Annotated in this window: 14 protein-coding genes; all 14 read left to right on the top strand. The window is 66.5% G+C overall.

Annotated elements, in window-relative coordinates; all coding sequences use genetic code 11:
- Positions 1–486, top strand: a 486-nt coding sequence (locus tag DLJ49_RS19930) for a DUF2460 domain-containing protein (RefSeq protein ID WP_233489319.1), incomplete at its 5' end; no start/stop codon positions are given.
- Positions 483–830 (top strand): hypothetical protein, encoded by a 348-nt coding sequence (locus tag DLJ49_RS19925; protein WP_115395272.1) that lies wholly within the window; start codon positions 483–485, stop codon positions 828–830. The genes DLJ49_RS19930 and DLJ49_RS19925, both read left to right, overlap by 4 nt.
- The gene (locus tag DLJ49_RS22765; protein WP_255566808.1) at positions 823–954 is read left to right on the top strand and encodes a hypothetical protein; all 132 of its coding nucleotides are present in this window, start codon (positions 823–825) and stop codon (positions 952–954) included. The genes DLJ49_RS19925 and DLJ49_RS22765 overlap by 8 nt, the downstream gene beginning before the upstream one ends.
- A gap of 4 nt (positions 955–958) precedes the next feature.
- Positions 959–1,603, top strand: a complete 645-nt coding sequence (locus DLJ49_RS19920) for a lysozyme (RefSeq protein ID WP_115395271.1) — start codon at positions 959–961, stop codon at positions 1,601–1,603.
- A 5-nt stretch (positions 1,604–1,608) separates the two neighbouring features.
- On the top strand, positions 1,609–1,839 hold the full coding sequence (locus tag DLJ49_RS19915; protein ID WP_115395270.1) for a hypothetical protein: 231 nt from the start codon (positions 1,609–1,611) through the stop codon (positions 1,837–1,839).
- On the top strand, positions 1,832–1,933 hold the full coding sequence (locus tag DLJ49_RS22915) for a DUF3789 domain-containing protein (RefSeq protein ID WP_115395269.1): 102 nt from the start codon (positions 1,832–1,834) through the stop codon (positions 1,931–1,933). Before DLJ49_RS19915 ends, DLJ49_RS22915 begins: the two co-directional genes overlap by 8 nt.
- Positions 1,926–2,156: a hypothetical protein gene (locus DLJ49_RS21535; RefSeq protein ID WP_147277367.1), complete on the top strand. Its 231-nt coding sequence runs from the start codon at positions 1,926–1,928 to the stop codon at positions 2,154–2,156. Before DLJ49_RS22915 ends, DLJ49_RS21535 begins: the two co-directional genes overlap by 8 nt.
- Positions 2,143–2,286 (top strand): hypothetical protein, encoded by a 144-nt coding sequence (locus tag DLJ49_RS21930; protein WP_158547524.1) that lies wholly within the window; start codon positions 2,143–2,145, stop codon positions 2,284–2,286. Before DLJ49_RS21535 ends, DLJ49_RS21930 begins: the two co-directional genes overlap by 14 nt.
- Complete coding sequence (locus tag DLJ49_RS19900; RefSeq protein ID WP_115395267.1) at positions 2,283–3,167, top strand: DUF2163 domain-containing protein; 885 nt, start codon at positions 2,283–2,285, stop codon at positions 3,165–3,167. Before DLJ49_RS21930 ends, DLJ49_RS19900 begins: the two co-directional genes overlap by 4 nt.
- Positions 3,164–3,598 (top strand): NlpC/P60 family protein, encoded by a 435-nt coding sequence (locus tag DLJ49_RS19895; protein ID WP_115395266.1) that lies wholly within the window; start codon positions 3,164–3,166, stop codon positions 3,596–3,598. The genes DLJ49_RS19900 and DLJ49_RS19895 overlap by 4 nt, the downstream gene beginning before the upstream one ends.
- Before the next feature lie 9 nt (positions 3,599–3,607).
- Positions 3,608–7,576 (top strand): baseplate multidomain protein megatron, encoded by a 3,969-nt coding sequence (locus tag DLJ49_RS19890; RefSeq protein WP_115395265.1) that lies wholly within the window; start codon positions 3,608–3,610, stop codon positions 7,574–7,576.
- 10 nt (positions 7,577–7,586) lie between these two features.
- Positions 7,587–8,663: a DUF2793 domain-containing protein gene (locus DLJ49_RS19885; protein WP_115395264.1), complete on the top strand. Its 1,077-nt coding sequence runs from the start codon at positions 7,587–7,589 to the stop codon at positions 8,661–8,663.
- 221 nt (positions 8,664–8,884) lie between these two features.
- A complete protein-coding gene (locus DLJ49_RS19880; RefSeq protein ID WP_115395263.1) occupies positions 8,885–9,085 on the top strand; it encodes a hypothetical protein in 201 nt (66 codons plus the stop codon).
- Positions 9,086–9,278: 193 nt separating this feature from the next.
- Positions 9,279–11,422 (top strand): DUF262 domain-containing protein (locus tag DLJ49_RS19875; RefSeq protein WP_147277366.1); only part of this gene is annotated, 2,144 nt, incomplete at its 3' end.

Genomic DNA, 11,422 nt, shown 5'->3' with positions numbered 1-11,422 from the left:
GACGTCGCCTACGGCATCCGTCGCGCTGACGATCTGGCGGCCGTGGTCGCCTTCTTCGAGGCGCGGAACGGGCGGCTCCACGGCTTCCGCTTCAAGGACTGGGGCGATCACAAGTCGGGCCTGCCGTCCGCGGCGATCTCGCCCAAAGACCAGGAGATCGGCACCGGCAATGGCAGCCTTACCGAATTCGCGCTCCTGAAACGCTACAGCTCCGGCGCGCAGAGCTGGACCCGCGCCATCGCGAAGCCAGTGGCGGGCACCGTCCGCGTCGCGCTCGGCGGGGTCGAGCAGATGTCGGGCTGGACGGTCGATACGACCACCGGCGTCGTGACCTTCGACACCGCCCCCGCGGCCGGCGTCGCCGTGACCGCGGGCTTCGCCTTCGACGTGCCCGTCCGTTTCGACACCGACGCGCTCGACGTGACGCTCGACCTCGAGCGGCTCGGCTCGATCACCTCCATTCCGCTTCTGGAGATCCGGCGATGAACGACCCGGGCAGCTTTGTGGCCGCCGTGCTGCGCGAACTCGCGGCCTCGACGGCCGTTATCCTCGCCGCCTGGGGCGCGCTCGGCGGGGCCACGAACGCGCTGACCACGAAGATGCGCCTGCGCGATGCGCTGCGCCACATCCTGCTTGGCGGTCTGATCGCGGCCGGGATGGGTAGCCTCTCCATGGCCGTCATCACGGCCTGGCTGCGGCTGCCGCCCGAGGCGATACCGGCGGGCGGGGCGGCAGGGTCGGCCGCCTATCTCGTGGGCGTCTTTGGCCCGGCCTTCATCGAGGTCGTCCTCGCCCGGCTGCGTGCCGCGAAGGGGCGCAAGGATGACTGAGCTTCTCCGCCTGGCCCGCGCACTGCGGAACGAATGCGAGGACCCCCGCACGCGGTTCGCGCACCGGCTTCGCGTCGGACTCGCCGTTGCGGCGCTGATCCTGATCCTCTCGTTTCTGGAGTAATCCCATGCAGATGACCGAGCGGGGCCTTCTGGCCCTGGCCGGGCACGAAGGAGTCGTGCCCGCACCCTACCGCGATTCCACTGGCACATGGACCTTCGGCGTCGGCCACACGGCGGCGGCGGGACCGCCCGATCCCACGGAGATGCCGCGCGGCATGCCTGCCGATCTCGATGCCGGGATCTACGAGGCGTTCCGGGTCTTCCGCGCGGACCTCGCGACCTACGAGGCCGAGGTCCGGGTCGCGGTGACCGTCCCGTTGACGCCGCACGAGTTCGATGCGCTGGTCTCCTTTCACTACAACACCGGTGGCATCGCCCGCGCGAGCCTGACCCGCCACCTGAACGCCGGCGACCGTGAGGCGGCTGCGCGGGCCTTTCTGAACTGGCGGCGGCCGGCCGAGATCATCCCCCGGCGGGAGGCCGAGCGCGACCTGTTCCGCCATGGCCGCTATCCCGGCGGGCCGATCCCGGTCTGGTCCGCAGATCCTGCGGGCCGCGTGGACTTCTCGCGGCCCGTCCGGCGGCTGGCGGAGAGCGAAGCGCTGGCGTTCCTGCAACCCGCCAAGCCCGACGCTCCAGTCACCCCCACGCCGACCGGCTGGTTCGCCCGGCTGGCCGCCTTCTTCTCCAACCTGATCCGGAGGGCCTGATCCCCATGCGCTACGTCCGACCCAACTCCATGACTTGGTGGGCGGGTCTGCTCGCCATGCTCACCGGTATCGCGTCGCTCGCGCTGCCCGCGACCGGACCCCTCGCCGAACTGTCCCGCCTCGTCGCGCTGCTCGCGGGCTCGGGCGATGCCTCACCGGCGGGGCTGGTGTTTCTCGGTCTCGGCCTGATCGGTCTGCGTGACCGGATCGAGCGCGGGTTCCGTGGCGATGCTTGAGTTCCTCGCAGGTCTGGTCGTTGGCGGCTTCCTCGGCGTCTTCGTTGTCGCCCTCTGCATGGCTGCCGCGCGCGGGGAGCGGAACGATGGCTGAGTTCCTCATCTGGATGGTCGCAACTCTGGGCGCGGTCGGGGGCGTCGTCCTCGGCCGGGTCTGGGGGCGCGTGGAGGGGATCCGCGCGGGTAAACGGGAGTCGGAACGCGATGCGGCGGAAGACAAGAACAAGCGCGTGGAGCGCGGGCGCGACGCGGTTCGCGACGGCCGTGCCGCTGGCGCTCCTGCTGACCGGCTGCGCCGCAACGATGGGCGCTGGTGACGCGGGCTGCGCCTCCTATGCCGAGGCGCGGCTCGCCCGGCCGCCTGCCGAGACGGTAACTGCCGTGCCGCCGGACTGGGCGGACTGGATCGCCGATCTCGACGACCGCATGACGGGAACCTGCCGATGAAGTCGCTCGACCCCAGCCTGCAGTCACATCTCGACGAGGGCACCACGACGCTCGCCTGGTGCTGGCGGATCACGCGGGCCGACGGTGTGACCTTCGGCTTCACCGATCACGACCGGACGCTGATTTTCGACGGCACCGACTTCGAGCCGGAGAGCGGTCTGACCGCGTCCGAGGTGCGATCGGGTTCGGACCTGTCGGTCGATGCGCAGGACGCCGAGGGCGTGCTGACCTCCGACCGGATCACCGAGACCGATATCCTCGACGGCCGCTGGGACAACGCCGAGGTCGAGGTCTGGCGCGTGCACTGGGCGGACACGGGGCAGCGCGTACTGATGCGGCGCGGGGCAATCGGTCAGATCCGGCGCGGGCGATTGGCCTTCGTGGCCGAGGTGCGCTCGCTCGCGCATGTCCTCGGCCAGACGGTGGGGCGGACCTTCCAGGCGACTTGCGACGCAGCGCTTGGCGATGCGCGCTGCGGCGTCGATCTGGAGGACGCCGCCTTCAAGGGCACGGGCGCGGTCATCGATCTCCTGCGCGACCGGTCCTTCACCGCCTCGGGCCTCGGCGAGTTCGCCTCCGGCTGGTTCACATTTGGCACCGTCGAATGGACGAGCGGCGCGAACGCCGGGCGTCGCGCGGAAGTGCTGGGCCACGACGTGAGCGACGGCATCGCGATCCTGACCCTGCTCGAAGCACCGGTGCGCGCGATCGCCGAGGACGACGCCTTCACCATCCGCGCGGGCTGCGACAAGCGGATCGAGACCTGCGGCGAGAAGTTCGCCAACACGGCCAACTTCCGCGGCTTCCCGCACATCCCCGGCCAGGACACGATCCTGCGCTACGCGACGAAGGACGGTGGCCATGACGGGGGCGTGCTGTGACGCCGGCCGCCCCAGACAGGGTCATCGCCTCAGCGCGCGCGTGGATCGGCACGCCGTATCACGACCAGGCGAGCCTCAAGGGCGTCGGCTGCGACTGCCTCGGGCTGGCCCGTGGCGTCTGGCGCGAGGTGGTGCGTCCAGAGCCGTTCCCGATCCCGCCCTACAGCCGGGACTGGGGCGAGACCGGACCGCGCGAGGTTTTGGGCGAGGGCGCGCGCGCCATGATGATCGAGGTGCCGACTTCCCAGGCCGGTCCCGGCGCGCTGGTGCTGTTCCGGATGAGGCCGCGCGCCATCGCCAAGCATGTCGGCATCCTGACCGGGCCGGACAGCTTCCTCCACGCCTACGAGCGGCTCGGCGTGATCGAGGAACCGCTCACTCCATCGTGGCGGCGGCGCATCGCCTTCGCCTTCCTGTTCCCGCAACGCTGAGACCCGATCATGGCAACGCTTGTCCTCGGCGCGGCCGGCGCCGCCATCGGCGGGTCGATCGGTGGCACGATCCTCGGCGTGAGCGCGGCGACCATCGGCGGCTTCGTCGGCTCGACTATCGGCTCGGTCGTCGACAGCTGGATCGTGTCCTCGCTCGCGCCCACGCAGCGGATCGAGGGTCCGCGGCTCGACAGCCTCCGGATCACCGCCTCGACGGAAGGAGCCGTCATCCCGCGTGTCTTCGGCCGGATGCGGATGGGCGGCAACATCATCTGGGCGACGGATTTCCGCGAAGAGACCAAGACTACCACGCAGGGCAGCGGTAAGGGCGGCGGAGGCGGCGGCAAGGTCAAGACGACCGAGTATCTCTACTACGCCAGCTTCGCGGTGGCGGTCTGCGAGGGGCCGATCACCGGCATCGGCCGCATCTGGGCGGACGGCAAACTGCTCGACACCGCCGGGGTCACCTGGCGCTGGTATCCCGGCGACGACAACCAGGCCGCGGACCCGTTCATTGCGGCGAAGATGGGCGAGGCGAACACCCCGGCCTATCGCGGCACGGCCTATGTGGTCTTCGAGGATCTGCCGCTCGGCAACTACGGCAACCGCTTGCCGCAGCTCTCCTTCGAGGTGTTCCGGCCGCTCGCCGATCCCGACACCGCCGAAGGGCTCACCCGCGCCGTCACCATGATCCCGGCCTCGGGCGAGTTCACCTACGCGACTACCGGCATCCGGAAGGGCAGCGGCGGGGCGCAGATCCCCGAGAATCTGAACGCGCTGTCGGACACCGCCGACATGGTCGTGGCGCTGGACCGATTGCAGGCCATGGCGCCGAAGGTCGAGAGCGTCAGCCTCGTCGTCGCCTGGTTCGGCAACGACTTGCGCGTGGGCAACTGCACGATCCGGCCGGGGGTCGAGGTCCCCGAGAAGACCACGAACCCGCAGACGTGGAGCGTCAACGGCGTCTCGCGCGCCGCCGCCCATCTTGTCAGCCGCGATGACCAGGACCGGCCGGTTTATGGCGGTACGCCGGCCGACTTTGCGGTGGTGCAGGCGATCAAGGAGATGAAGGCCCGCGGGCTGCGTGTCACGTTCTATCCGTTCATCCTGATGGACGTGCCGCCCGGCAACAGCCTTCCGAACCCCTACAGCGACAACGCCGCCGAGACGGGGCAACCCGCCTTCCCATGGCGCGGTCGGATCACCTGTTCGCCCGCAGCTGGTTTCGACGGGACCGTCGACAAGACCGCCACGTCAGCAAGCCAGGTCGCGGCCTTCTTCGGCAGCGCCAGCCCGTCCGACTTCGCCGTCTCGGGCGAGACCGTCTCCTGGACCGGCCCGTCCGGCGACTGGGGCCTGCGCCGCATGGTATTGCACTACGCCCATCTTTGCGCGGCGGCGGGCGGGGTCGACGCCTTCCTGATCGGGACGGAGATGCGCGGCCTGACCATGATCCGCTCGGGCGCCAGCGCGTATCCTGCGGTGCAGGCGTTTCGCGATCTGGCGGCCGACGTCCGCTCGATCCTCGGCGCGGGCACGGCGATCAGCTACGCCGCCGACTGGTCGGAATACTTCGGGCATCAGCCCGGCGACGGTAGCGGCGACGTCTTCTTCCATCTCGACCCGTTCTGGGCGGACGGCAACGTCGATTTCGTCGGGATCGACAACTACATGCCACTCTCCGACTGGCGCGACGGGTTCGAGCATGCCGACGCGGCCGAGGGCTGGCCCGCGATCTATGACCGGGCCTATCTGCAGGCGAACATCGCGGGCGGCGAGGGCTTCGACTGGTTCTACGCCAGCCTGGCGGATCGGTCGGCGCAAATCCGAACGCCGATCACCGATGGTGCCGTCGGCAAGCCTTGGGTCTTCCGCTACAAGGACCTGCGCAGCTGGTGGTCGAACCTGCATTACGACCGACCGGGCGGGATGGAGGCTGGCTCGCCCACGGCATGGACGCCGGAGGCCAAGCCGATCTGGTTCACCGAACTCGGCTGCCCGGCTATCGACCGGGGCACGAACCAACCCAACGTCTTCTTCGACCCGAAATCGTCGGAGAGCTTTGTGCCGTACTTCTCCCGCGGCTGGCGGGACGACGCCATCCAGCGCGCCTATCTCGAAGCGACGTATCTCTGGTGGGGCGAGGCCGCGAACAACCCGCTCTCGTCGGTCTACGGCGGCCGGATGGTGCATGTCCCCGAATGCGCCGCCTGGACTTGGGGCGCGCGACCGTACCCGTTCTTTCCGGCCCTGACCGACGTCTGGACGGACGGGGCGAACTGGCGGCTCGGTCACTGGCTGACCGGGCGGCTCGGCGCGGTGTCGCTGGCGGCTCTCGTCCGCCACCTCTGCCTGCGCGCCGGGCTGCCCGAGTCTCGGATCGACGTCACCGGGCTCTGGGGCGCGGTCGAGGGCTATGCGATCGGCGCGCTGGAAAGCCCTCGCGCCTCCATCACCACGCTTGCGCGCCACTTCGGCTTCGACGCGGTCGAGACCGAGGGCGTGATCCGGTTCGTCATGCGCGGCCGGGCGGCGGTAGCCACAGTCAGCCCCGACGAACTCGTCGCGACTCGCGAGGGCGATTTCATCGAACTGACCCGCGGCCAGGAGACCGAACTGACGCAGGCCCTGAAGTGGCAGGTGGCTCGCGCCGACGAGGATTACGAGGCCGCGCAGGTCGAGGCCCGGCGCATCACCGTCGACACGGCCCGGATCGCCTCGGAGAGCTTCCCGATGGCGGTCCCGCCGGAGGAGGCCGAACGGCGCTGCCGCCGTGCGCTGATGGAGGCCTGGACGGGCCGCGAAAGCGCGGTCTTTCGCCTGCCGCCGTCGCGCCTGGCGCTCGACCCGGGCGATGTCGTCACCTTTGCCCATGACGGCCGCGCCGTCCCGCTGCGGCTCGTCTCCATCGCCGATGCCGACGCTCGAGGTGTCGAAGCCGTCCGCCAGGATCGCGAGGCCTACGATCTGCCGCCGGGTGCCCCACGGCCGTCGGCACTGTCGCAGGCGGTGGTTTTCGGCGCGCCCGAGGCGGTGCTGCTGGACCTGCCACAGCTGACCGAGGACCAGCCCGTGCATCGGCCATTCGCGGCGGCGCATGCCGCACCGTGGCCCGGCGAGATCGCGGTGTTCCGCAGCCCTTCGACGGACGGGTTCGAGCTGCTCACCAGCTTCGGCACGCGGGCCCGGCTCGGCGCGCTGGTCTCGGACTTCTATGCGGGGCCGACGTCGCGCTTCGATCTCGGCAACGTCCTGGTGGTCGATCTGCTCACCGGCACGCTGGAGAGCGTCACCGACCTGACGCTGTTCGGCGGGGCAAACGCGCTCGCCATCGAGACTGCGCCGGGGACTTGGGAAATCGCGCAGGCGGGAGCAGCCGAGCTTATCGCGCCGGGCCGGTATCGCCTGACCCGACTCCTGCGCGGCCAGCGCGGCACCGAAAGCGCCATGGGCAATCCAACGCCCGCCGGCGCACGGGTGGTGGTGCTCGACGACAGTCTCGCCTCGCTGCCGATCGCCGAGGCTGATCTCGGCATCCCGTGGAACTGGCGCATCGGCCCCGCGAGCCGAAAGGTCAGCGACGAGACCTATGTGGCGCAAACCTTCACGCCGTCGGGCGTGGGGCTACGGCCGTACTCCGTCGCCCATGTCGAGCAGCCGTGGCGCAAGGCGCGCAGTTCCGGCGATCTGACGATCCGCTGGACGCGCCGGTCCCGCGCGCTCGCGGCCGACAGCTGGGGTGGGCTGGAGGTGCCGCTGGCCGAGGAACTGGAAGCCTATGAGGTGGAGATCCTCGACGGCGCCACCGTGAAGCGGGTGCTCAGCACGACCACGACCAGCGCGCTCTACACCGCCGCCCAGCAGACCGCCGACTGGGGCGGGCCGCTCGGCCCCGGCGACACGCTCGACATCTGCATCTACCAGCTCTCCGCCCTCATCGGGCGGGGCGCGCCCAAGACTGTGACGCTGATACTCTGAAGGCCATCCCATGTCCGACGCCACGACCCATCTCCTGCTGCCCTACATCCTCGCGGCGCAGGCCCAGAAGCACGTCACCCACAACGAAGCGCTGAGGATCCTCGACGGGCTCGTCCAGCTCTCGGTTCTCGATCGCGATCTGGCAGCGCCCCCGGCGAGCCCCGCCGACGGCGACCGCTACATCGTGGGCTCCGGCGCGACGGGCGACTGGGCGGGCTGGGACCTGAACGTCGCGCTCTGGACGGACGGCGCCTGGCTGCGTCTGCCGCCGCGGACCGGCTGGCGGGCGTGGATCGAGGACGAGGAGCTGCTGCTGGTCTATGACGGCGCGGGCTGGATCGGGACCACGCCCGCGGCGCTGCAGAACATAGCGCTCTTGGGGCTGGGCACGACAGCGGATGCCTCGAACCCGTTCTCGGCCAAGCTGAACGCGGCGCTCTGGACCGCGAAGACCGTGGCCGAGGGCGGGACGGGCGATCTGTTCTACACCATGAACAAGGAGGCGGCGGGGGACGATCTCGGGCTCACGCTGCAGACCGGCTTCGTGACTAAGGCGCTGGTGGGCCTCTTCGGCTCGGACAGGTTCCGGCTCGCGGTCTCGGCCGACGGCAGCACCTTCTTCGACGGGCTCAGCATCGACAACGCCACCGGCATCGTGGACCAGCCCCGGCTGCCGCGGTTCAAGGCGTACACCAACTACGACAACTACGTGGGCGTCGGGACCTGGACGAAGATCGGTCTCAACAACACGGACTACAATGATCAGGGCGCCTTCGACGCTGCCAACAATCACTTCGTCGCCCCCGTCGGCGGCACCTACCTCTTCGGCGCGACGCTCCTCTACAAGATGAACGCCAGCACGTCGGCGCGGATGAGCGGGCGGCTCGTCCTGAACGGTACGAGCGAGATCCGCGGCTCGCGGGGCGAGATCAGCGGGGCGCATGTCTCGGAGGCGACGGCGCTGTGGCTGCAGACGATGGCCTCGCTCACCACCGGCGACACCGTCGAGTTGCAGGGCAACTTCCGCGCCGCGGATGGCTACTTTGCGGCCGACCAGACGTCCTTCTGGGGTTGCAAGGTCGGATAAAGGAGGCGCGCCACGGCACCAGAACGGCCGAGGGTCGTCCTGTCCGCTTGGCAGAACAGAGCGCAAAGCTTCAACAGAGCGGCGATCTCTTGTGGCCCGACGCTAAGCCGGCTTGTGGCATCCACGAATGCCCGCGACGCAGCTTAACCCACTGATTTTTCACTGGACTACGCACTTCGGTCACGCCTGTTGTGCGTGTGACCCTGGCAAGGATTCCTAGTATGACCCCGAAGCATCCAGACATCATCGTTGCGCTGACGGGACACGACGGCAACGCGTTTACCGTGCTCGGCCGATGCTGCCAGGCGGCACGGGAGGCCGGCCTTTCCGAGGACGAGATCGCTGCTTTCATGGCGGAAGCGACGTCGGGCGACTACGATCACCTCCTGCAGACCGCCATGCGCTGGTTCGAGGTCGTTTGAAGATGAGTAGCTGCCTCTTGCGCTTCGACGCGGCCAGCTGTTTTTCTATCGCTTGCGAGTGCGGCGGCGACGATGGCCTGTGCAACAGTGCACGCGGCCAACCCTAATCCAAATATCAAGCCGTTCGTAACTGATGACATGACAGCGGGCCTTCCGTAGTTTCGAGTAGTAAATAGAAATTTGGAGACCCTGCATGAAGGCCGCCGAAACCCGCGTAGACAGATTCTTGGGTAGTAACGAGACGGCATTCGCTATCCCCGTCTACCAACGGAACTACGATTGGACGCGGACCCAGTGCCAGCAGTTGTTCAATGATATTCTCGCCGTCGGTGCAGACGAGAACCTCTCGGGCCACTTCATTGGCAGTATCGTGTATGTGCATGACGATGTTTACACCGTTTCCGGGCTTCGCGAGCTGACGATCATTGATGGCCAGCAGCGGCTGACCACTTTGACATTGATTTTTATTGCGCTTTACCGGCACGCCATCGCCAATGGAAATGAGCAACAGGCACAGCGTATCTACAAGACATTCCTCATCAATGAGTTTGCCGAGGACGCCGAAAAGCTAAAACTCAAACCAACAGACAACAACAAGGCGGCTCTTTCTCAGATCATGGATCCGAAGGAGGCCCTAAAGGTCAGTGGATACTCTCGGCTGATCGAAAATTTTCGTTTCTTTGAAAGCCGCATTGATGATAGCAGCTATGAAATAGTTCAACGCGGTCTGAAGAAGTTGATTTTCGTGGATATCGCACTCGATCGTCAAAAAGACAATCCGCAGCGCATCTTTGAGAGTCTGAACTCGACCGGGCTGGAGCTTTCTCAGGCCGATTTGATCCGAAATTACATTCTGATGGGGTTGCCCAGAAAAGACCAAGATCTGGTATTCCAAAAATATTGGGAGCCTATTGAGTCCAGTGCGCGCAACCTGGAGGTGAATGAAAGCCGGGTGTCGGACTTCATCCGTGATTTTCTGACGCTCAAGCAGAAAGACATCCCGAACAAGAGTGCAGTCTACGAGAAATTCAAGGAGCGCTATCCGGTTCCAAATTCACCAGAGCTAATGGATGCGCTCGAGGAGTTGCGGGAGCTTTCCAATGTCTATGCGCGTCTCCTGAATCCGCAACTCGAGAAGGACGCGGTTATCAGCCGCGAGCTTGGGTACATCCGAACGCTGGAGATCAATGTCGCGTACCCATTCCTGATGCCCGTCTACCGAGATTTCACAGCCGGGACAATCACCCGGGATGAGTTCGCCTCAGTTCTTCGCCTGGTACAGAGCTACGTATGGCGTCGCTTCATCGTCGGCTTGCCGACAAATGCGCTGAACAAGATCTTCATGAGCCTCTATGATCGAATTGACGCGGGGGACTATCTGGCATCGATCCAACGCTCCTTGATGCAGCGTAGCGGGACCCAGCGTTTCCCCCGAGATGCTGAAGTGGTCGCCATGCTCAAGGATAAGGACGTCTACAGCACCAAGAGCCGCACTCGGACCTACTTCTTTGATCGTCTGGAGAACCACAACAATCGCGAGCTTGTCGACCTCACGATGCCGGGCATCACCGTCGAACATATCTTTCCGCAGAATCCCGAGCCAACTTGGCAGAGTGCTCTCGATCCGGATGAATACGCACAACTTAGTGAGAAGTATTTGAATACAGTAGGCAACCTCACGCTATCGGGGAACAACGGTCGCCTAGGGAACAAGGCCTTTCTCGACAAGCGGGACATGAACGACAGCGGCGGGGAACAGGGATACCGTTTCAGCCGCCTTTGGCTAAACCGTGATCTGCAGACGCTGGAGAAGTGGGGCGTGGAGGAGGTTGAGGCGCGTGCTGAGCGCATCGCCAAGCGTTTCCTCGAAGTCTGGCCGGCGCCCAACGTTGACGTGATCGCCGACGCCGACAGTGAAGAGGTCAACATCTTCGACGCCGAGGAGCCGCGCTACAAACGGCTTGAGTATGCGGTGTTCTTTGGCAGCCGACTACAGGTCACGCAGGTTGCCAAGCTGTACGCGGAGGTGTTCGAGCAGCTCCTCGCGCTCCAGCCTGAGGCATTCCATGACACACGGCTAGGAGAGAGAGTCCAGTTGAGCTCCGATCCCGAGTCACTGCGGCAAGCGGTTCAGGTCGCGGACGGGTATTTCATAGAGGGGAATATCGACTCGAAGGGAAAATTCGACAGGCTCAAGCTGGCGCTCTCTGAGCTCGGCTTAGCCCGCAGTATTCACCGAATGCGTCTGAGCGGCGGATTTGGCGGTCGTGGGCCGGTCGTGAGGACCGGTCGAGGGTTGTGCAGACCCTCCCGAGCGGCGCGACGCCTGTTGACGGT

It is taken from the genome of Rhodovulum sp. 12E13, from assembly GCF_003340565.1.
Lineage (GTDB): Bacteria > Pseudomonadota > Alphaproteobacteria > Rhodobacterales > Rhodobacteraceae > HLUCCA09.
The sequence above is the reverse complement of the archived record's forward strand: the minus strand, read 5'-3'. Positions and strand labels throughout refer to the sequence as shown.